Here is a 21,295-nt window from a genome sequence, read left to right on the forward strand (position 1 = left end):
GGATCAGCCGCGGTCCAGCAGGTACTGCGTCAGCAGCGGTACCGGGCGGCCCGTGGCGCCCTTGTCCTTGCCTCCCTTCCAGGCGGTGCCGGCGATGTCCAGGTGGGCCCACGGATAGGCCTTGGCAAAGCGCGACAGGAAGCATGCCGCCGTGACGGCGCCGGCCTGCGGGCCGCCGATGTTGGCGATGTCGGCGAAATTGGACTTCAGCTGTTCCTGGTAGGCGTCGTCCATCGGCATGCGCCAGGCCGTGTCCAGCGACTGGCGGCCAGCGGCCAGCAGCGCATCGGCCAGGGCGTCGTCCTTGGAGAACAGGCCGGTGTTGACGCCGCCCAGCGCCACGACGCAGGCGCCGGTGAGCGTGGCGATGTCGATCACCGCCGAGGGCTTGAAACGCTCGGCGTAGGTGAGGGCGTCGCACAGCACCAGGCGGCCTTCGGCGTCGGTGTTCAGGATTTCGATGGTCTGGCCCGACAGGCTGGTCACCACGTCGCCCGGCTTGTTTGCCTTGCCGCTGGGCATGTTTTCGCACGCCGCGATCAGGCCGACGACCTCGAACGGCAGTTCGAGTTCGGCCAGGGCGCGGAAGGTGCCCAGCACGCTGGCGGCGCCGCACATGTCGTACTTCATCTCGTCCATGGTGGCGGCAGGCTTGATCGAGATGCCGCCCGAATCGAACGTGATGCCCTTGCCGACCAGCACCACGGGGCCGGCGGCGGTCTTGGCCTTCTTGGCCGCCGTGGCGGGCGCTGCGCCATGGCGCAGCACGATGAAGCGCGGCGGTTCGTCGGAACCACGGGCCACCGACAGGAACGAGCCCATGCCCAGGGCCTCGATCTGCTTGCGCTCGAGCACCTCGACTTTCAGGCTCTTGAATTCGCGCGCCAGTTTCTTGGCGGTTTCGCCCAGGTAGGCGGGCGTGCAGATATTGCCGGGCAGGTTGCCCAGCGTGCGAGTGAGTTCCATGCCATTGGCGATGGCGGTGCCTTCGCGCAGGCCTTGCTGGGCCTGGGAGGCCTCGGCGCGCTCGACCACCTGCACGATCTTGCGCAGCTTGGGGCGCGCGTCGCGGTCGGGTTTGCCGAACGTGGCGTCGTAGTGATAAGTCGCGCTGCCTGCCGCGATGGCGGCGGTGCGGGCGCGCGCGCGCAGCGGCGTGCCGGGGATGTCCAGCGCAGCCAGGGTGGAAACGCCTTCGGTCAACTGGGCCGAGACGCAGACCGCGGCGAACGCCTGCTCGGCGGTGGCGTGGGTGCGGGCCGAGTATTCCTCGCGCTTGCCCAATCCCACCAGCACGACGCGCTGCGCGGTGACGCCGGGCAGATTGCGCAGCACCAGGGTGGCGCCGGGACGTGCCCGGAACTCGGCCTTGACGACGGCGCGCAGGGCGGCATTGGCGGCGCGATCGATCAATTCGGCGGCCGTGCTGAGCTGGCCGTCGGCGTAGACGCCCACCGCCAGCGCGGCAGTCTTGATCTGATGCAGGGAGGCGGTGGTCTGTGTGCTAAATTCCATGAGGAAGGTCCCCGAGTGGCTCATCGATTCCGCTCGATTATCCCGCATTTTTCTCATGTCCCTCTTCAAACGGTCTGTCGTCAGCGAGATTACCAGTCACGCCGGCGTGGTGTTCTCTACCCTGGTGGTTGTGTGGCTCAGCGTTCTGCTGGTGCGCCTGCTGGGCGAGGCGGCAGGCGGCTCCATCGGGGCCGACGTCGTCGTCGGCCTCGCGGCGTTCTCCACCGTCACCGCGCTGCCCACCATCATGGCGGTGGCGCTGTTCATCGCGGTGCTCACCACGGTCACGCGCAATTACCGCGAATCCGAAATGGTCGTGTGGTTCGCCAGCGGACTGTCGCTGGCCGACTGGCTGCGTCCGGTGCTGCGGGTGGCCTTGCCCACCGCCATCATGGTGGCCGTGCTCACGCTGGTGGCGTCGCCTTGGGCGTACCGCCAGATCGGCGAGTACCGCGAACGCTTCGAACAGCGTTCCGATCTTTCCAAGGTCACGGCCGGCCAGTTCGCCGAATCCGATCGCGGCAAGCGGGTGTTCTTCGCGGATGATCCTGCCAAGCCCACCGATGAACTGGGCAACGTCTTCGCGCGCGCCATCGACTCCGAGTGGCACAGCCTGCTGACCGCCAGCAGCGCGCATACCGAGACGATGCCCAATGGCGACCGCTTCCTGGTGCTGGGCGAGGGCCATCGCTACGACCTGAAGCCGGGTACGCCCGAGGTGCGGCTGGTCGACTTCGACCGCTACGGCATCCGTCTCGAAAGCAAGACCGGGGTCGATCCCGCCGCCGATGCGCGGGCCGCCGCCGAGCGCTCCAGCAAGGCGCGCACCACCATGCAACTGGTCGCCGACAACACCGACAACTCGTGGTCGCAGGTGATGTGGCGGATCGCCATGCCGCTGGCCACGCTCAACCTGGCGTTGCTGGCCATTCCTCTGGGCGCGGTCAACCCCCGCCTGGGCCGGTCGGGCGATCTGCTGATGGCGGGTCTCATCGCGCTGCTCTACATGAACCTGATCAACCTGTCGCGGGCCTGGATCAACGACGGCAAGATCAGCTTCAGCATCGGCGTGTGGGTCATCCATGCGATTGTGGCGGGCTTCTTCGCCTGGCTGCTGATGCGGCGCCTGCGCCTGAAGGCGCCGCGCGAAGCCAAGGCTTGATGGGCAGGGGGCGTCCGTTCAGGCGCGCCTTTTCAGGCATGGCGTGACGGCGCTCGGCCTACGCGGCCGGGTCGTCCTCTCTTGCCCGTCCCTCCGGCAGATACTGCATCCGCCCGTGCGCGCCCGCCAATAGCGGCGCATTGCGCGACACCGAGCGGCGCAGGAAATCCCACAGCACGGCCACGCGCTTCAGGCGCCGCAGGTCTTCGTGGCAGTACATCCAGAAGCTGCGCACGATGGCGATCTCTGCGGGCAGCACGGGTTGCAGCCGCGGATCCTGCGCGGCGATGAAGCACGGCAGGATCGCCAGTGAACGGCCCTGCAGGGCCGCGTGGTACTGCGCGATGACGCTGGTGCTGCGCAGCACGACGCGGCTGTCGGGCAGCAGGTCTTCCAGGTAGCGCAGCCGCTGGCTGAACACCAGTTCCTCGACATAGCCGATGAAGCTGTGGCCCGCCAGGTCGGCGCGTTCGCGGATGGGGGCGTGGCGCGCCAGATACCCGGGCGTGCCGTACAGCATCAGCGTGTAGTCGCACAGCTTGCTGCACACGTAGGGGCCGCGCTGCGGGCGTTCGATGGTGATGGCCAGGTCCGCCTCGCGCTTGGACAGGCTGACGAAGCGCGGCACCGGCAGGATGTCCAGCGTGATGTGCGGATAGCGGCGCTGGAAATCCGCCGCCAGCGGTGTCAGCACATAGCTGCCGAAACCCTCGGTGGCGCCGATGCGCAGGTGTCCCGACAGGGCCTGGCCGATGCCGGACAGGTTTTCGCGCGCGGCCGCCACCGCGTTCTCCATCTGCTCGGCGTGCACGAACAGCCGCTGTCCGTCGCCCGTCAGGATGAAGCCCGTGCTGCGCGACTTTTCGAACAGCAGGCTGTCCAACTCCGCTTCCAGCAGGCGGATGCGGCGCGATACCGTGGTGTGTTCGACGCCCAGCTGGCGCGCCGCCGCGCTGACGCGCTGGGTGCGGGCCACCGCCAGGAAGTAGCGCAGGCTGTCCCAATCGAGCATGGCTCGTGTCTCCGTATCGTTGTGCATCGATGCACAACGAATGTGCATCTGTAGTGTTGTTAGGGGATTTTCACACACATACACTGCATCAGGGACCGCCTGCGGGACCCACTACAACAATACCGAGGAGACACGAATGAAGATGCACGCACGCGGCCTGGCCGCAGGCTTGTTCCTGGGCGCGCTGGCCGCGGCCCAGGCGGGCGCGGCGGATCGTCCGCCCGTGAAGATCGGCGTCCTGACCGACATGTCCGGCACCTATGCCGCAATGGGAGGGGCCGGATCGGTGGCCGCGGCGCAACTCGCCATCGACGATTGCCTGGCCGCCGAATGCAAGGGCATGCGCATCGAGCTGGTGTCCGCCGACAACCAGAACAAGGCCGACGTCGGGGCGGCGCGGGCGCGCGAGTGGTTCGACCGGGACGGCGTCACCGCGATCGCCGATCTGACCAATTCCGCCGTGGCGCTGGCTGTGCAGGGCATCGCGCGCGAGAAGAACAAGGTGGTGATGTTCTCGGGGCCGGCCACCACGGCGCTGACCAACAAGGATTGCTCGCCGGTCGGCTTTCACTGGATGTTCGACACCTATTCGCAATCGGCGGGCGGCGCCAAGGCCACGGTGCGGGCGGGCGGCAAGTCCTGGTACTTCATCACCGTCGACTATGCCTTCGGCCACTCGCTGGAGGCCGACACGGCCAAGGCGGTGAAGGCGCTGGGCGGGTCGGTGACAGGCAGTGTGCGCCATCCCCTGAACGCGCCCGATTTCGCGTCCTACCTGCTGCAGGCGCAGAGTTCGAAGGCGCAGGTGGTGGCGCTGGCCAATGGCGGCCAGGACACGGTGAACGCCGTGAAGCAGGCGCGCGAGTTCGGCATCGTGGCGGGCGGGCAGCGGCTGGTGTCGCTGCTGATCTTCCTGTCCGACCTGCGCGCGCTGGGGCTGGATAACGCGCAGGGGCTGTCCTACGTGGACGGGTTCTACTGGGACTACGACGACGCGTCGCGGCAGTGGTCGGCGCGTTTCGAAAAGGCCTTTCGCGGCACCAAGCCGACCATGACGCAGGCGGGCGTGTATTCCAGCGTGCTGCATTACCTGCGCGCCGTGGCGGCGTCCAACAGCACGGACGGCAAGACGGTGGCGGACAAGATGCGCGAGCTGCCGATCCGCGATCCCATCATGCGCAATGCCGCCATCCGGCCCGACGGCCGCGTGATCCACGACATGTACCTGTACGAAGTGAAGACGCCGGGCCAGTCCAAAGGCGGCTGGGACTACTCCAAGCTGGTGGCCACCATTCCGGCCGCCGAGGCCTTCCAGCCCCTGTCCGAGTCGACCTGCCCGCTGGTCACGGCGGGCAAATAGGCCGCGCCGCGCATGGCGGCTTTCCGCAATCGAATCCCGCGCGGCGCGCGCCGCGCATGACAACCCAAGCAGTGCGAGGAGCAACGATATGGCCGAAGTCCCGAACCTGCCGCTGTTGATCGGCGGTGAACTGGTGCAGTCCAAGACCACGCAGTGGCGCGATGTGATCAACCCCGCCACGCAGGAGGTGGTGGCGCGGGTGCCCATGGCGACTGGCGAGGAACTGGACCGCGCCGTGGCCAATGCCAAGGAGGCCTACCAGAGCTGGCGCAACAGCGGCCAGGGCACGCGCATGCGGGTGATGCTGAAGCTGCAGCAACTGCTGCGCGACAACACCGGCAAGCTGGCCGAGATGATCACGCGCGAGCACGGCAAGACCCTGCCCGATGCCGAAGGCGAAGTCGGACGCGGCCTGGAAGTGGTGGAGCATGCGTGCTCGATCGCCAGCCTGCAACTGGGCGAGTACGCCGAGAACGCGGCCTCGGGCATCGACGTGTATACGCTGATCCAGCCGCTGGGCGTGTGCGCGGGCATCACCGCGTTCAACTTTCCGGTGATGCTGCCGTGCTTCATGTTTCCGCTGGCCGTGGCGTGCGGCAACACCTTCGTGTTGAAGCCGTCCGAGCAGGATCCGAGCGCCACGCTGTTCCTGGCGCAACTGGCGCTGGAGGCCGGCCTGCCGCCGGGCGTGCTGAATGTCGTGCACGGCGGTCCGGATATGGCCAACGGCCTGTGCGAGCATCCGGATATCAAGGCGGTGTCGTTCATCGGCTCGACCCGCGTGGGCACCGAGATCTACAACCGCGCCTCGGCGGCCGGCAAGCGTTGCCAGTCGATGATGGGCGCCAAGAACCACTGCGTGGTGCTGCCCGACGCCGATCCCGAAGTGGCGTTGAACCAGTTGCTGGGCGCCGCCTTCGGCGCGGCGGGCCAGCGCTGCATGGCGGCGTCGGTGGCGGTGCTGGTGGGCGAGGCCCGCAACTGGCTGCCCGAGTTCGTCGAGCGCGCGAAGCAACTGAAGGTGAACGCCGGTACGGACCGCCAGGCGGATCTGGGGCCGCTGGTGTCGGCCAATGCGCGCAAGCGCGTCGAGGGCCTGATCCAGCAGGGCGTGGACGAGGGTGCGAAGCTGCTGCTGGACGGTCGCGATGTGAAAGTGTCCGGTTTCGAGCAGGGCAATTTCGTCGGGCCGACGGTGTTTGGCGACGTGACCGAGAGCATGAAGGTCTACACCGAGGAAATCTTCGGGCCGGTGTTGTGCGTGGTGGGCGTGGACACCCTGGAAGAGGCCGTCGCGTTCATCAACCGCAATCCCAACGGCAACGGCGTGGCGCTGTTCACGCAGGACGGGGGCGCGGCGCGCTACTTCCAGAACAACATCGACGTGGGCCAGGTGGGGATCAATATTCCCATCCCGGTGCCGGTGGCCTGGTTCAGCTTCACCGGGTCACGGGGGTCGAAGCTGGGCGACCTGGGCCCCAACGGCAAGCAGGCCGTGCAGTTCTGGACGCAGACCAAGACGGTGACCGCACGCTGGTCGGCGCATGGGCGGACGGTGAACACCACCATCTCGATGCGCTGAGCGGCTCAGGCCCGGTGGGGACGCATGTAAGTATATATAAATAAGTTATTTAGAGATAATTCTATATTACTTATAATCGGATCCTTCCCAAGAGGGGCCGATTTCATGAACCTGCAGCAATTCCGCTTCGTGCGAGAGACCATCCGGCGCGACTTCAATCTGACCGAAGCTGCCCGGATGCTCTACACCTCTCAGCCAGGGGTGTCCAAGGCCATCATCGAGTTCGAGGACGAACTCGGCGTGAAGATCTTCGAGCGCCACGGCAAGCGCATCAAGGGACTGACCAAGCCCGGCCTGGCGGTCTCGCAGGTCATCGACCGCATCATGCGCGAGGTCGACAACCTGAAGAAGGTCAGCGACGAGTTCGCCCGCCGCGACGAAGGCGGACTGGTCATCGCATGTACCCATACCCAGGCGCGCTACCTGCTGCCGCGCGTCATCCCGGCCTTTCGCAAGCAATTCCCCAAGGTGCACCTGTCGCTGGCCGAAGGCAGTCCGGCGCAACTGGCCGAGATGGTGCTGCACGAGCAGGCGGATCTGGCGCTGGCCACCGAATCGCTGGCGCTGACGCCCGGCCTGGCCACCTTGCCCGTGTACGCCTGGGAACACACGGTGGTGGTGCGGCCAGATCATCCGCTGTCCGAGCTGACCTCCAGCGAGGCGCGCCGGCTGACGCTGGCCCAACTGGCCGAGTTTCCCATCGTCACCTATGACCGGGCGTTCACCGGCCGTTCGACCATCGACGAGGTGTTCGCCAGCCAGGGCATCCATCCCGACATCGTGCTCGAAGCCATCGACGCCGATGTGATCAAGACCTACGTGGACGTGGGCCTGGGCATCGGCATCATCGCCGGCGTGGCCTACGATCCGCGGCGCGACGGCAACCTGGTGGGGCTGCCGGTGGGGCATCTGTTCGGCACGCACACCACGCGCGTCGGCCTGAAGTCGGGCGTGTTCCTGCGCGACTACGTCTACACCTTCCTGGAGATGCTGGCGCCCGCGCTCTCGCGCCAGGCCGTGACCGAGGCGGTGCAGGGCGCGCGGGCCGAATAGCGCACGTCTTGCCCAACCGCCTCTGTTTCGAGGCAGATACGACCCAAACGCCGCTTCACGCGGCGTTTTTTTTCAGATGTTCCGAGGTGCGCGGCTATCGGATTCACGGGGGCATTAAAAAATTAAATAAGAACCGATCTCATTTGATTTGACTAAACAATAGGAATCATTATCATTAACACCAGTCTCAAACACATCGAAGGAAACCATCATGGTGGCAGTGGCGGCAGGGCTGAGTGCAGTGGTAGTGGGCGCCGACAGGCTCGGCAATATTCCTGACCTTCTGAAGGGTCACAACATCTCGATCACGCACCACATCAGCGGCCGTGATCCCTCGCATCAAAAGAAGACGCTGCAACTGCCCTCGGGCACGCAGTTGGTGATCCTGCTGACGGATTTCCTGGGTCACAACGTCATGAAGACCTTCCGGCACGCCGCGCAGCGCGCGGGCATCCGCGTGGTGGCTTGTCGCCGTTCGGTATGCAGCATGCAGCAGGCGCTGCAGCAATGCGGCTTGTGCGCCAACGCGGCGCAGTGCCCCAACGCGCGCTGAACCCCGTCCGGTAAGACCACCGCGGGTTGCGCCGCGGTTGTGATGCGAGACAACGAAGCGGCCGAGACGCGATGCGTCCGGCCGCTTCGTGCATTGTGGCCTGGGTTGGCGTAATGAGGAGCGCCAAATGGCATCGGGCCCGCAGAGGCGAGCCCGATCGGTATGCCTTGCCAGGAAGCGGACTCAGTCGGCCCGGGCAGACGCCACGTTGGTGCTGGAGATGCGGCGGGCGCCGTTGTAGCGCTTGTTCCAGTAAGCCATTTTCATGTCTTCGATGCGTACCCGGCCGCCAGCGCTGGGCGAGTGCACGAAGCGGTCGTCGCCCATATAGATGCCGACATGCGAAAAACGACGGCCCATGGTGTTGAAGAACACCAGGTCGCCGGGACGCAGTTCGCTGCGCGCGATCGAGGTGCCCCGGCCGGCGATTTCGGCGGCGTTGCGGGGCAGCTTCAGGCCCAGCGAGCGCTCGGCCGAGTATTGGACCAGGCCACTGCAATCGAAGCCGGTGTCGGGCGAGCTGCCGCCGAAGCGATAGCGCACGCCCAGTTGGGTGAGGGCCTCGCCGACCAGAGGATTGTCTTCGGTGCGGGACAGCGCACGGTGGGCTTCGGACTTGCGGCCCAGCTTCTGCGAGACCAGATCGCCGATGGGATCATTGGATGCCGTCCAGTCGCCATCGTAGCGGTCGATGCCGCCCTCATTGCTGTCTTCGTAGAGGTAGGCGTCGGCGCGGGGACCGTTGCTGGGGCTGTTTGCGCAACCTGCCATCACCGCCACGCATCCCATTGCGCCGAGCATCCGGGCCCACTGCATGACGCGGCGGGAGTGGGACACGGAGAGCGAGGAGCGGGGCCTGGTTCGAGGCATTGTTCTCGGGGAAAAAAGCTGCGCTGGTCGGGGGCCGCGACGGCCACCGAAGGGTAACAAACAATTCAGCGATTCTACCAAACCGATTGTGACAGTCTGTGTGTGGCACGCAGACATCTTGCACGGTTCTACGGGAAATGCGGGTTGATCTTGGCGCGATCCTCGGGGAGACTGAGGGCGCCGTGGCAAGCTTCATGAAAGCCGGGCGTGCCACGATAAGACCAAAAAGAGCAACTGGACGGGTGAAACCGTGCTGCAAAAGGCTACCGAAATATATCAGGAGACATACATGGAAAGAACTCGGGATTTCCACTATCGGTCCATTCATGACCGGGATGGATTCTGGCGCGAGGAGGCTCAGCGCATCCACTGGGAAACGCCGTTCTCCCAGGTGCTGGACGACAGCCGCCTGCCGTTCGCGCGCTGGTACGTCGGGGGGCGCACCAACCTCTGTTACAACGCCGTCGACCGCTGGCTGCCGCAGTATGCCGACCACACCGCGCTGGCCTGGGTCTCCACCGAGGTCGATCAGCAACGGGTCTATACGCGCGCCCAGTTGCACGCCGAGGTCAACGCGGTGGCCGCCATGTTGCGCGAACAGGGCGTGGGCCGCGGCGATCGCGTCCTGATCTACATGCCGATGGTGCCCGAGGCCGTGTTCGCCATGCTGGCGTGCGCCCGTATCGGCGCCGTGCATTCGGTGGTGTTCGGCGGCTTCGCGTCGGTCAACCTGGCGCAGCGCATCGACGACGCGGCGCCCAAGGTGCTGGTGTGCGCCGACGGCGGTTCGCGCGCGGGCAAGGTCGTGCCGTACAAGCCGCTGGTCGACAAGGCTCTGGGCCTGTGCAGGACGCCGCCGTCGGCCGTCATCGTGCTGGACCGGGGCCTGGTGCCCTTCGAACCGCAGGCGGGCCGCGACCTGGACTATGCCGAACTGCGCCGCCGCCACGAAGGCGCGCAGGTGCCGGTGCAATGGGTGGAGTCGTCCGAGCCCAGCTATGTGCTGTATACCTCGGGCACGACCGGCCGCCCCAAGGGCGTGCAGCGCGATACCGGCGGTTATGCCGTGGCGCTGGCGGCCTCCATGGAGTACCTGTTCGACGGCAAGCCCGGCGACACCTTCTTCTGCACCAGCGACATCGGCTGGGTGGTGGGGCATTCCTATATCGTCTACGGCCCGCTGATCGGCGGGCAGGCCACGGTGCTGTACGAAGGCACGCCGGTGCGCCCCGACGGCGCCATCCTGTGGAAGCTGGTCGAGCAGTTCGGCGTGAATACGCTGTTCTCGGCGCCCACGGCGGTGCGCGTATTGAAGCGCCAGGATCCGGCGCTGCTGCGCCGTCACGACCTGTCCTCGCTGCGTGCCGTGTACCTGGCCGGCGAACCGCTGGACGAACCGACGGCGCGCTGGGTGTCCGATGGCCTGGGCAAGCCCATCATCGACAACTACTGGCAGACCGAGTCGGGCTGGCCCATCCTGTCGGCCCAGCCGGGCGTGGAGCGCGTGCCCACGCGTTTCGGCAGCCCCTCGTTTCCCACTTATGGCTTCGACGTGCGCATCGTCGACGAAGCCACGGGCGAAGACCTGGAGGCGGGCGAGAAGGGCGTGGTGGCCATCGAGCCGCCGCTGCCGCCGGGCGCCATGACCACCATCTGGGGCGACGACGAGCGTTTCGTGCAGACCTATTTCACGTCCGTCCCGGGCCGCCAGGTGTATTCCACCTTTGACTGGGGGCGGGTGGACGACGACGGCTACTGGTACATCCTGGGCCGTACCGACGACGTCATCAACGTGGCCGGGCACCGCCTGGGCACGCGCGAGATCGAGGAATCCATCAACAGCCATGCCGGCGTGGCCGAATGCGCGGTGGTCGGGGTGGCCGACGAACTGAAGGGGCAGGCGGCCATGGCCTTCGTGGTGCTCAAGCGTCCCGACGATGTGCAGGGCGCCGACGCGGCGCACGCGCTGGAAGGCGATATCATGCGGGTCGTGGAAGAGCAGCTCGGCGCGGTGGCGCGGCCCGCGCGCATCCGCTTTGTCGGCGCGCTGCCCAAGACGCGCTCGGGCAAGGTGCTGCGCCGGGCGATCGTCGCCGTGTGCGAGAACCGCGACCCGGGCGACCTCACCACCATCGAAGATCCCTCAGCCCTGCAACAGATCAAGGAAGCCTTGCAATGAAGAGCAAACCCGTGCTGACCGCGGAAGACGTGAAGAAAATCCTGGCGGCGGCCGAAGCCCATGCGTTGGCCAACAAGTGGGCGGTGACCATCGCCGTGGCCGACGATGGCGGTCATCAGTTGGGCATGCTGCGCCTGGACGGCGTGGCGCCGGTATCGTCGTACATCGCTCCCGCCAAGGCGCGCACCGCCGCGCTGGGCCGCCGCGATTCCGCCGGCTACGAGGACATCATCAACAAGGGCCGCACCGCGTTCCTGTCCGCTCCGCAGTTGGATGGCATGCTGGAAGGCGGCGTGGTCATCGTGGCGGAAGGCCAGGTGATCGGCGCGGTGGGCGTGTCGGGCGTGAAGTCGACCGAAGACGCCGAGATCGCCCGCGCGGGCATCGCGGCGCTGGGCCTGTGACACAGGGCCTGCCCCCGGAAGCCTCGGCCGGCGCCTCCGGGGCGCCGGGCCAGGGGGCCTTGAATCCCGGCGTCACGCGCCGGGAACTCTGGGCCTGGGCGATGTACGACTTCGCCAATTCCGGGTACACCACCGTCATTCTCACGACGGTGTTCAGCACGTATTTCGTCAGCGTGGTGGCTGGCCGGGCACATTGGGCCACGCTGGCCTGGACGGCAGCCCTGTCGCTGTCCTACCTGGCCATCATGCTGACCATGCCGACGCTGGGGGCACGCGCCGATGCGCGCGCCGCCAAGCGCAGGCTGCTCTACACCAGCACCCTGGGCTGCGTGGCGGCCACGCTGGTGCTGACACAGGCCGGCCCCGGCAGCGTCTGGCTGGCGCTGGCCGCGATCGCGGTCTCCAATTACTGCTACTGCATCGGCGAATCCATCATCGCCGCGTTCCTGCCGGAACTGGCGCGCCCGCATGCGCTGGGCCGGGTGTCCGGCTGGGGCTGGAGCTTCGGCTACTGCGGCGGCATGCTCACGCTGGGCCTGTCGCTGGCCGTGGTCACCTGGGGCGAGTCGCGGGGCATGGGCGCCGCGCAGTTCGTGCCCTGGGTGGTCGGGGTCACGGCCCTGATGTTCGCCCTGGCGGCGCTGCCGTCGTTCTTCCTGTTGCGCGAGCGTTCGCAGCCGCATGCGCCCGCGCTGGGCCAGGCCGGCGTGCTGGACATGCTGGCGCGCCTGGGCCGCGCATGGCGCGATACCGGGCAGCACTATCCCGAATTCCGCCGGCTGCTGATATGCGGCGCCAGTTATCAGGCCGGCATTGCCGTGGTCGTCACGCTGGCTGCCGTGTATGCCGAGCAGGTCATGGGCTTCGGCATGGCGCAGACCATGATGCTGGTGTTCACCGTGAACATCGCCGCGGCGGTGGGCGCGTTCAGCTTCGGCTACGTGCAGGACCGCATCGGCCACAAGCGCGCGCTGGCCATCACGCTGGCGGGCTGGATCGTGATGGTGCTGACGGCCTACGCCGCCGTCACCGCGCCCGTGTTCTGGGCCTCGGCGATGCTGGCCGGCCTGTGCATGGGCACCAGCCAGAGCGCGGGCCGCGCCATGATCGGCGCGCTGGCGCCGCCGCAGCGCCTGGCCGAGTTCTTCGGGCTCTGGACCTTCGCCATCCAGCTGGCCGCGGTGATCGGGCCGCTGACCTACGGCCTGGTGACGTGGCTGACGCAGGGCAATCACCGGCTGGCCATCCTGATCACCGGGGTGTTCTTCGTGGCCGGCCTGCTGCTGCTGGCGCGCGTGGACCTGGCGCGCGGCATCGCCAGGCGCGATGCCGCCGTTCCCGCGTCCGGGATCGTGGGCCAGCCTTAGGATCGGCAGGCCCTAGGCTGCCTGGCGAGGCGCGCCGCCCGCGCCCATGTCCCAGTACAGCCCGGTCATCAACCGCAAGGCCTCGCGCAACAGTTCGGGCGGCAGGTGCTCGTTGGGCGCATGCTGCGAACAGCCGGGATACGAGTGCGGCGCCCGTCGCGCTGTATTGAACCTTTCACTCACGAACCGCGGCCAGCATAGGAGCCCGCCATGAACGACACGCTGATGCAGCAAGCCATAGACTTCGCCAATGCCCACGAGAGCACCTGGGACCGCAGCGTCGACGGCGTATGGGGCGTGCATCAGCAGGATCCTCCGCCCTGGAACCGCCTGCTGGGACCGGTGCACGACCGCGGCCCCGTGTCGGGCGTGGTGGTGGTGGATGGCAAGACCGTGGCGTCCTGGGGCGAACCGGATCGCGCCGACCTGACCTTCAGCGTGGCCAAGCTGTACCTGGCCATCCTGGCCGGCGTGGCGCACGACAGCGGCCTGTTGCCCGACGTGGACGAACCCGTGGGACGGCGCGTGCCCGGCATCGGCTTCGACGAGGGCCAGAACGCCGAGATCACCTGGCGCCAGCTGTTGCAGCAGACCAGCGAATGGGAAGGCGAACGCTTCGGCGTGTCCGACCAGGCGGACCGCTATCGCGCCGTCACCTTCGGCACGCCGCCCGATGGCAAGAAGGGCGATGCGCGGCCGCTGCAGCGCCCGGGCACCTACTGGGAATACAACGACGTGCGCATCAACCAGTTGTCGTATGCGCTGCTGCACCTGTTCCGCCGGCCGCTGCCCGAGGTGTTCCGCGAAGCCGTCACGCGGCCGCTGGGCGCCAGCGAGGATTGGAACTGGGTCGGCTACGACAACGCCTGGATCGAGCTGGACGGCCGCCGCATGCAGTCGGTGCCGGGCGGTTCGCACTGGGGCGGCGGCATGTCGATCAGCAGCGTCGACCAGGCCCTGATCGGCCAGATGCTGCTGGACGAGGGGCGCGCGCGCGACGGCCGGCAGGTGCTGTCGGCCGAATGGATCCGGGCGATGCGCACGCCTTGCGAGCTGGCGCCTTACTACGGTTTCCTGATCTGGCTGAATCACCAGGGCAAGGTGTTCCCCAGCGTGCCGGCCTCGAGTTTCTTCGGCGTGGGCGCCGGAAGCTCGTTCACCTGGGTCGAGCCCGAGCGGCGCATGGTGGTGATCGTGCGCTGGCTGAACTCGGCGCATGCCGACGCGCTGTTCGGCCGCATCCAGGCGGCGGTGGACGCGGACTAGGATTTGCCGGATCTCCGGATGCAGCGGCCGCGCGGCCGCTGCGTGTGGCTGCTATCCTTACGAGATGGCCCCAGGCCGAGGCGCCCCGGCGCACGTTCGCGTGCGTAAGGTGCCCGTAAGAGCCTGGCGATACGGTTGCGTGTCGTAAGAGAGAGCGTGCCCACAGGCCGGTTCTTCGGCCTGGCGGGCAATAAAAACGGCAGCACCAGAATCACACTGATCGGAGACCAACCATGTCCAATGCCATTCAATCCGTCCTGGTCGAGAACCGGGTGTTCCCCCCGCCGGCCTCGGCCGTCGAAGGCGCAGCCATTTCCGGCATGGATGCCTACCACAAGCTCTGCCAGGAGGCCGAGCAGGACTTCGAAGGATTCTGGGCCCGCCTGGCGCGCGAGAACCTGAAGTGGGCCAAGCCGTTCACCGAAGTGCTGGATGAATCCAAGGCGCCGTTCTACCGCTGGTTCGGCGACGGCGAGCTCAACGTCTCGGAGAACTGCCTCGACGTCCAGATCGAGCGCGGCAACGGCGACAAGGTCGCCATCATCTTCGAATCCGACGACGGCAAGATCGACCGCGTCACCTACCGCCAACTGCTGGCGCGCGTGTGCCGCTTCGCCAACGCGCTGAAGGAACTGGGCTACGAGAAGGGCGACCGCGCCATCGTCTACATGCCCATGTCGGTCGAGGCGGTGGTGGCCATGCAGGCCTGCGTGCGGCTGGGCGTCACGCACTCGGTGGTGTTCGGCGGATTCTCGGCCAAGAGCCTGCAGGAACGCATCGTCGACGTCGGCGCCTCGCTGGTCATCACCGCCGACGAGCAGATGCGCGGCGGCAAGAAGATCCCGCTCAAGCCCGCCGTGGACGAGGCGCTGGCCATGGGCGGCTGCGATGCCGTGAAGCAGGTCATCGTGTACCGCCGCACCGGCGGCCAGGTGGCCTGGAACGAAGGCCGCGACCTGTGGATGGACGAGATCGAGTCCAGGCAGCCCGATACCTGCGAACCGGTGGTGGTCGACGCCGAGCATCCGCTGTTCATCCTGTACACCTCGGGCTCCACCGGCAAGCCCAAGGGCGTGCAGCACGCCTCGGCGGGCTTCCTGCTGTGGTCGCTGCTCACGGTGAAATGGACCTTCGACGCGCGCCCCGACGACGTCTACTGGTGCACGGCCGACGTGGGCTGGATCACTGGCCACTCGTACATCGCCTACGGTCCGCTGGCCGCCGGCCTGACGCAGGTCATGTTCGAAGGCGTGCCCACCTATCCCGACGCGGGCCGCTTCTGGGACATGATCGCGCGCCACAAGGTCACGGTGTTCTACACCGCGCCCACCGCCATCCGGTCGCTCATCAAGGCCGCCGACGCCGCGCCCGCCACCCATCCGCAGAACTACGCGCTCGATTCGCTGCGCATCATCGGCACGGTGGGCGAGCCCATCAACCCCGAGGCCTGGATCTGGTATCACAAGAACGTGGGCCGCGAGCGCTGCCCCATCGTGGACACCTGGTGGCAGACCGAGACGGGCGGCCACATGATCACGCCGCTGCCGGGCGCCACGCCATTGAAGCCGGGCTCGTGCACGCTGCCGCTGCCGGGCATCACCGCGGCCATCGTCGACGAGACCGGCGGCGACGTCGAACAGGGCAACGGCGGTTTCCTGGTGATCAAGCGGCCGTGGCCCTCCATGATCCGCAACATCTGGGGCGACCCCGAGCGCTTCAAGAAAAGCTACTTCCCGCCCGAGCTGCGTGGCTACTACCTGGCGGGCGACGGCGCGCAACGCGATGCCGACGGCTATTTCTGGATCATGGGCCGCATCGACGACGTGCTGAACGTCTCGGGCCATCGCCTGGGCACGATGGAAATCGAATCGACCCTGGTGGCGCACGAGCTGGTGGCCGAGGCCGCCGTGGTGGGCCGTCCGGACGACACCACCGGCGAGGCCGTGGTGGCCTTCGTGGTGCTCAAGCGTTCGCGTCCCGAGGGCGACGAGGCGCAAGCCATCGCCAGGCAGTTGCGCGACTGGGTCGCTCGCGAGATCGGCCCCATCGCCAAACCCAAGGACATCCGCTTCGGCGACAACCTGCCCAAGACGCGCTCGGGCAAGATCATGCGCCGCCTGCTGCGCGTGGTGGCCAAGGGCGAGGAAGTCACGCAAGACGTGTCCACGCTCGAGAATCCCGCCATTCTCGAACAACTGTCCAAGCCCCTCTGACCGGCCATGCCGCCCGGGTCCCTGCCACAGGAACCGGGCGGCGGCCGATGACCGCGGGCCGGCCTTCATGCCGGCCCTTGCTTTTTCCTCTTCCGGAGTCCTGCAGTGAACCCCAGCAGTGCCGGCCGCAGCGGCCTGATCCTGATGCTCGTCACCATCCTGGTGTGGGCGGGCAGCTGGATCGCGATGAAATCGGTGGTTCCCTATATCGGGCCTTTCGACTTCGCGGCGGCGCGTTATCTGGGCGGATCTGCCGTGCTGTTCGCCGCGGCCCTGGCGCTGCGCCGCCCGCTGGGCGTGCCGTGGCGCCTGACGCTGCTGGTGGGCATCACGCAGAACGCCGCTTTCCAGGGCTTCGTGCAACTGGGGCTGGGGCAGGGCGGCGTGGGGCAGGTGGCGCTGACCACGTACACCATGCCGTTCTGGGTGGTGCTGCTGGGCTGGTGGCTGCTGGGCGACAAGCCCTCGATGCGGCATTGGGCGGGCATCGCGCTGGCTGCGCTCGGCCTGCTGTGGTTCGTGGCGCCCTGGAAGGGCCTGGACGCCGGGCTGCTGCCGATCGGCCTGGGCACGGCCGCGGGCTTTTTCTGGGCATTGGGCACGGTGCTGGCCAAGCGCACCTTCGACAGGCATTCCCCCGACGTGCTGGTGTTTTCCGCCTGGCAGATGTTGCTGGGCGGGCTGGCGCTGCTGCCTGCCGCCTTGCTGGTGCCGCAGAAGGCCCTGCAATGGAACGCCACGCTGATCGTCGGCATGCTGTACGTGGTGCTGATCGCCACGGCGCTCGGTTACCTGATGTGGATGCTGGTGATCCGGCGCGTGCCGGCGTCCATCGCGGGCCTGTCCGGCCTGGGCGTACCTGTGATGGCCGTGCTGATGGCGTGGGTCTTCCTGGGCGAGCAGCCGTCGGTCGACGAGGGCATCGCCATGGCGCTGATCCTGTCCGGCCTGTGGGTCGTCAGCCGTGCCGCCCGCAGGCCGTCCGAGAGCGGTGATACAGTCGTCCGATGACTCGCCAGGCCTTGCGCCGACCCGTTTCCCATTCGATTCTTGCCGGCGCGGTGCGCCGGCTTCTTCATCTAGCAATCCTGGAGCCAGCATGATCGATTTGCGTAGCGATACCGTCACCCGTCCTTCTCCCGCCATGCTGCAGGCCATGGGGCAGGCCGCCGTCGGCGACGACGTGATGGGCGACGATCCCACCGTGCACCGCCTGCAGGCCGCGGTGGCCGAGCGCGCCGGCAAGGAGGCCGGCCTGTTCTTCCCGTCCGGCACGCAAAGCAACCTGGCCGGCCTGATGGCGCATTGCGGCCGCGGCGACGAGTACCTGGTGGGCCAACTGGCCCACACGTACAAGTACGAAGGCGGCGGCGCCGCGGTGCTGGCCAGCATCCAGCCGCAGCCGATCGAACACGCCGCCGACGGCTCGCTGCCGCTGGAAAAGCTGAAGGCCGCCGTCAAGCCGGCGGACGATCCCCACTTTGCGCGCACCCGCCTGCTGGCGCTGGAGAACACTTTCCAAGGCAAGGTCATCCCCGCCGACTACATCAAGCAGGCGACCGACTGGGCGCGCGGCATCGGGCTGGGCGTGCATCTGGACGGCGCGCGCGCCTTCAACGCGGCCGTGGCCAGCGGCGTGCCGGTGCAAACCATCTGCGACCCTTTCGACTCGGTGTCGATCTGCTTCTCCAAGGGCCTGGGCGCGCCGGTGGGCTCGGTGCTGGTGGGCAGCAAGGCGCTGCTGGACCAGGCGCGCCGCTGGCGCAAGGTGCTGGGCGGCGGCATGCGTCAGTCGGGCGTCCTGGCCGCGGCCTGCCTGTATGCGCTGGAGCACAATGTCGAACGGCTGGCCGAAGACCATGCCAATGCCGAACGCCTGGCGCGTGGCCTGGCGGACATCGACGGCGTGCGCATCGCCGCGCAGAACACCAATATGGTGTTCGCGGAATTCGATCCGGTGAAGTGCGAGGGGCTGACCGAAGCCATGGCCCGGCAGGGCATCATGATGCGGGCGATCTACGACGGCCCCACGCGGCTGGTCACGCACCTGGACATGACGGCGGCGGACGTGGATCACGTGGTGGGCGCGGTGCGCGAGCATGCCGGCCGGCGGTAGGCGACCGTCGCCCGGGTCCGCCCGTTTGCATCGCTCGAGGGAGGCGTGAAGCCACCGGCAAGCAGGTAACAATTCGGTAACCTCCGGTTCATGATGCATGCGTAGGATGCGAGCCTTCCTTGACCTCCTTCGATGCGCCTGACCCCGGGGTGCTCTCTCGAAGTCGTGCGTGTCCTAGCCATGTTGATCGCGGTTTTGAGCATGAGCGCCGGCGAGCTGTCGGCGCAGCCGGCCCTCGAACAGGACCCGGCGCCCCGTCCGTCCACCCTGGCGGACGATGACGGCCCGGTCGTGGGGCCGATGCTTTTCGATCTGCCCAGCATGCCGTTGGCCATGGCGCTCGCGCGCTACGGCGAACTCACCCGTCGTTCGCTGCTGTACGAGACCCGCTGGGTATCGGGCCGGCATTCCTCGCCGGTACAGGGTGTGTATCCGCCCGACGAAGCCCTGGCGCGGTTGCTGAGCCAGTCCGGCCTGTCGGCCCGCGTGCTGTCGCCCGAAGCCGTGTCCGTCGCGCCGCAAGCCGGCTCGGGCGCGCGGGGGGGCGCACCCGCCAGCAGTCCGAGCGGCAGCGCCGCGCCGACGCCGCAGGCCTACGACAGCTACCTGCGGCAGCGCATCGCGGTGTCCCTGTGCGGCATGCCGGCCTTGCGCGACGAGATGCCGCGCATCGTGCTGCGCCTGGCGGTCGGCGAGGCGCGCCGGGCCGAGTCGCTGCGCGTGAGCATCGAGTCCCGGCCGGCCCTGGAGCCTTCCGTGCGCGCGGCGATCTCCGGGCTCGACCTGGCGCCGCCGCCGCCCGACATGGCGCAGCCCATCCTGATGATGATCCGCCCGGCCAGCAACGTCTGCGGCAGCCCGGTGGCGCGGCCATGACGCGTCCGAACCGCTTCAAGGGCGACCATTCCGGCGTCCAGCACGAGGGTCTGGCCGCGGCCGGTTCCGGGCAGGGCCGCCTGCAGAAACTGCTGGTCGAACGCTACGAGGCGCTGAAGGCGCAGATCGCGCACCGCCTGGGCGGCTCCGCCGCCGAATCGGCGGGCGATGCGCTGCACGATGCCTACGTGCGGCTGGCCTCGATGGAAAGCCTCGAACACGTGCAGTATCCGCGCACCTACCTCGTCAATGCCGCGGTCAACTCGGTCATCGACCGGTTGCGCGGCGACGTGCGCTTCGCCAGCGAGGAAGAGGTCGACGCCCTGTTCGAGACCGCGGCCGACGAGGCCCCGGGGCCCGACCAGGAACTGATGGACCGCCAGCGCATGCAGCATGCCTTCGCGGCGCTTGAAACCTTGCCGGCGCGGCAGCGCGAGCTGCTGCTGTCGTATCGCGTGGGCGAGGTCGATACCGAGACGCTGGCCCAGCGCTGGGGCATTTCGCCCGGCATGGTGCGGCGCGAGATCCGGCAGGCGCACAAGGCATGCGTGGCCGCGCTGCAGAAGATCGATGCGGGAGGGACGGCATGACCCGCGATGCCGCCTTGCGCCGCCAGGCGCACGATTGGGCGCTCAAGCTCAGGACGGGCCGTCCCACCACCGAGGACGTGGCGGCCTTCAAGCGCTGGCGCGACGGCAGCCCGGCGCATGCGCAGGCGTGGTCGCAGGCCGTCAAAGACTGGAAGACCGTGGGCGAGACGGCACAGGTCTTTCGCGCGGTTCATCCCGCCAGCGCCGCGACGCCGGTGCGCCGCGGCCGGCGCATGTTCCTGGGCGCGGGATTGTCCGCCGCGGGGGCGCTGGCGGTGGTCGGCGCCATTCATCCGCCGCTGGGACTCTGGCCCTCGCTGCAGGAATGGGGCGCGGACTATCGCACGCGCACCGGCGAGCAGCGCACCGTGCGGCTGGGCCGGCAACTCGACCTGGCGCTCAATACCCAGACCAGCGTCGACGTCAGCGAGGCCGACGGCATCGCGCGCATCGCCCTGATCTCGGGAGAAGCCGCGATCTCGGCCAAGGACGCGCGGTGCGAGGTCGTGGCGGGCGCGGGACGCCTGACGCTGGCCGACGCCGACATCGAGATCCGGTGCCTGTCCCATGCGCGCGTGCGCGTGGTGTGCCTGCGCGGGCATGCCGAACTGCACCATGGGGAACACAGCGTGCCGCTGCGGGCGGGCGAGCAGACCGTGTTCAACCGCGACCGCGCCAGTGCGCCGGCCGCGGCCGCCGGGGGCCAGTCCGCCTGGCGGCAGGGCCGCGTGGTGTTCGACGGCATGCCGCTGTCCGAAGCGGTCGACGAGATCAACCGCTACCGGCCTGGCCGGGTGGTGCTGGCCGACAGCAGCCTGGCGGGCCGGCGCTTCACGGCGAGCTTCAACATCAATGCGCTGGACGAGGCCATCGATGTGCTGCACGAGGTCTATGGTGTCCCCGTGCGGCGCATGGGCGAACTGGTTCTGCTGGGGTAGGCGGCGATGGATCGGCGATTGTCCGATCCGTCCTCATTTTCCATGACTGTGCGGGCGCCTCGCGGCGTCAGGTCCGCAGCCGCTCGGTCCGGCGCCAGGTACGTTTGTCATAAAAAATTCACGAGAAACCGGTTCTCCGGAGCGTTGCCAGAACGTCGAGTTCCCATCAGCACACCAAGGCTGCCCGGACTTCGCCGGGCATGCCGTTTCAACGGAATGGACCCGACATGACTGCGCAT

At 67.8% G+C, this 21,295-nt stretch carries 19 protein-coding genes; 15 read left to right on the top strand and 4 right to left on the bottom strand.

The genetic code is table 11. From position 1 onward, the window contains the following. Nucleotides 1–3: 3 nt before the first annotated feature. Nucleotides 4–1,515 (bottom strand): leucyl aminopeptidase, encoded by a 1,512-nt coding sequence (locus A7W11_RS06380; protein ID WP_066410183.1) that lies wholly within the window; start codon nucleotides 1,513–1,515, stop codon nucleotides 4–6. A 55-nt stretch (nucleotides 1,516–1,570) separates the two neighbouring features. On the opposite strand from A7W11_RS06380, the gene lptF reads away from it, so the two are divergent. Next, nucleotides 1,571–2,677: an LPS export ABC transporter permease LptF gene (gene lptF / locus A7W11_RS06385; RefSeq protein WP_066410184.1), complete on the top strand. Its 1,107-nt coding sequence runs from the start codon at nucleotides 1,571–1,573 to the stop codon at nucleotides 2,675–2,677. Between the two features lie 58 nt (nucleotides 2,678–2,735). On the opposite strand, the gene A7W11_RS06390 is transcribed toward lptF, so the two are convergent. Continuing rightward, nucleotides 2,736–3,689, bottom strand: coding sequence for a LysR family transcriptional regulator (locus tag A7W11_RS06390; RefSeq protein ID WP_066410185.1), 954 nt, complete (start codon nucleotides 3,687–3,689; stop codon nucleotides 2,736–2,738). A gap of 136 nt (nucleotides 3,690–3,825) precedes the next feature. On the opposite strand from A7W11_RS06390, the gene A7W11_RS06395 reads away from it, so the two are divergent. From A7W11_RS06395 to A7W11_RS06410, 4 genes are all read left to right on the top strand, one after another. Beyond that, a complete protein-coding gene (locus A7W11_RS06395) occupies nucleotides 3,826–5,049 on the top strand; it encodes an ABC transporter substrate-binding protein (protein ID WP_066410186.1) in 1,224 nt (407 codons plus the stop codon). An 88-nt stretch (nucleotides 5,050–5,137) separates the two neighbouring features. Beyond that, on the top strand, nucleotides 5,138–6,631 hold the full coding sequence (locus A7W11_RS06400; protein WP_066410187.1) for a CoA-acylating methylmalonate-semialdehyde dehydrogenase: 1,494 nt from the start codon (nucleotides 5,138–5,140) through the stop codon (nucleotides 6,629–6,631). 105 nt (nucleotides 6,632–6,736) lie between these two features. Next, complete coding sequence (locus A7W11_RS06405; RefSeq protein WP_066410188.1) at nucleotides 6,737–7,684, top strand: CysB family HTH-type transcriptional regulator; 948 nt, start codon at nucleotides 6,737–6,739, stop codon at nucleotides 7,682–7,684. 220 nt (nucleotides 7,685–7,904) lie between these two features. Next, nucleotides 7,905–8,237 (top strand): DUF2325 domain-containing protein, encoded by a 333-nt coding sequence (locus A7W11_RS06410; protein WP_066410402.1) that lies wholly within the window; start codon nucleotides 7,905–7,907, stop codon nucleotides 8,235–8,237. A gap of 183 nt (nucleotides 8,238–8,420) precedes the next feature. On the opposite strand, the gene A7W11_RS06415 is transcribed toward A7W11_RS06410, so the two are convergent. Next, nucleotides 8,421–9,053 carry a C40 family peptidase gene (locus tag A7W11_RS06415; RefSeq protein ID WP_412778708.1) on the bottom strand — a complete coding sequence of 211 codons (633 nt, stop codon included), beginning with the start codon at nucleotides 9,051–9,053 and terminating at the stop codon, nucleotides 8,421–8,423. A gap of 304 nt (nucleotides 9,054–9,357) precedes the next feature. On the opposite strand from A7W11_RS06415, the gene A7W11_RS06420 reads away from it, so the two are divergent. The 3 genes from A7W11_RS06420 to A7W11_RS06430 are packed head-to-tail and all read left to right on the top strand — an operon-like array spanning nucleotide 9,358 to nucleotide 13,057. Beyond that, nucleotides 9,358–11,286, top strand: a complete 1,929-nt coding sequence (locus tag A7W11_RS06420; protein ID WP_268874727.1) for a propionate--CoA ligase — start codon at nucleotides 9,358–9,360, stop codon at nucleotides 11,284–11,286. Beyond that, a complete protein-coding gene (locus A7W11_RS06425; RefSeq protein ID WP_066410191.1) occupies nucleotides 11,283–11,690 on the top strand; it encodes a GlcG/HbpS family heme-binding protein in 408 nt (135 codons plus the stop codon). The genes A7W11_RS06420 and A7W11_RS06425 overlap by 4 nt, the downstream gene beginning before the upstream one ends. Continuing rightward, nucleotides 11,687–13,057: an MFS transporter gene (locus A7W11_RS06430; RefSeq protein WP_066410192.1), complete on the top strand. Its 1,371-nt coding sequence runs from the start codon at nucleotides 11,687–11,689 to the stop codon at nucleotides 13,055–13,057. The genes A7W11_RS06425 and A7W11_RS06430 overlap by 4 nt, the downstream gene beginning before the upstream one ends. Nucleotides 13,058–13,069: 12 nt before the next feature. Here the strand turns inward: A7W11_RS06430 and A7W11_RS27900 are convergent, their stop codons facing one another. Then, nucleotides 13,070–13,240: a hypothetical protein gene (locus tag A7W11_RS27900; RefSeq protein ID WP_156523013.1), complete on the bottom strand. Its 171-nt coding sequence runs from the start codon at nucleotides 13,238–13,240 to the stop codon at nucleotides 13,070–13,072. 27 nt (nucleotides 13,241–13,267) lie between these two features. Between A7W11_RS27900 and A7W11_RS06435 the strand changes: the two genes are divergently transcribed. From A7W11_RS06435 to A7W11_RS06465, 7 genes are all read left to right on the top strand, one after another. Continuing rightward, nucleotides 13,268–14,323: a serine hydrolase domain-containing protein gene (locus A7W11_RS06435; RefSeq protein WP_066410193.1), complete on the top strand. Its 1,056-nt coding sequence runs from the start codon at nucleotides 13,268–13,270 to the stop codon at nucleotides 14,321–14,323. A gap of 233 nt (nucleotides 14,324–14,556) precedes the next feature. Further along, nucleotides 14,557–16,536, top strand: a complete 1,980-nt coding sequence (gene acs / locus A7W11_RS06440) for an acetate--CoA ligase (RefSeq protein WP_066410194.1) — start codon at nucleotides 14,557–14,559, stop codon at nucleotides 16,534–16,536. Between the two features lie 105 nt (nucleotides 16,537–16,641). Further along, nucleotides 16,642–17,547 (top strand): DMT family transporter, encoded by a 906-nt coding sequence (locus tag A7W11_RS06445; protein ID WP_156523014.1) that lies wholly within the window; start codon nucleotides 16,642–16,644, stop codon nucleotides 17,545–17,547. 88 nt (nucleotides 17,548–17,635) lie between these two features. Then, complete coding sequence (gene ltaE, locus A7W11_RS06450) at nucleotides 17,636–18,652, top strand: low-specificity L-threonine aldolase (RefSeq protein ID WP_066410195.1); 1,017 nt, start codon at nucleotides 17,636–17,638, stop codon at nucleotides 18,650–18,652. A 201-nt stretch (nucleotides 18,653–18,853) separates the two neighbouring features. Continuing rightward, nucleotides 18,854–19,528, top strand: coding sequence for an STN domain-containing protein (locus A7W11_RS06455; RefSeq protein ID WP_156523015.1), 675 nt, complete (start codon nucleotides 18,854–18,856; stop codon nucleotides 19,526–19,528). Then, entirely contained in the window at nucleotides 19,525–20,118 is a 594-nt protein-coding gene (locus tag A7W11_RS06460) for an RNA polymerase sigma factor (RefSeq protein ID WP_066410197.1), read from the top strand. The genes A7W11_RS06455 and A7W11_RS06460 overlap by 4 nt, the downstream gene beginning before the upstream one ends. Next, nucleotides 20,115–21,056 (top strand): FecR family protein, encoded by a 942-nt coding sequence (locus tag A7W11_RS06465; RefSeq protein WP_066410198.1) that lies wholly within the window; start codon nucleotides 20,115–20,117, stop codon nucleotides 21,054–21,056. The genes A7W11_RS06460 and A7W11_RS06465 overlap by 4 nt, the downstream gene beginning before the upstream one ends. Nucleotides 21,057–21,295: the final 239 nt, after the last annotated feature.

Origin of the sequence: Bordetella ansorpii (genome assembly GCF_900078315.1) — a bacterium.
Classification (GTDB): Bacteria; Pseudomonadota; Gammaproteobacteria; order Burkholderiales; family Burkholderiaceae_B; genus Bordetella; species Bordetella ansorpii.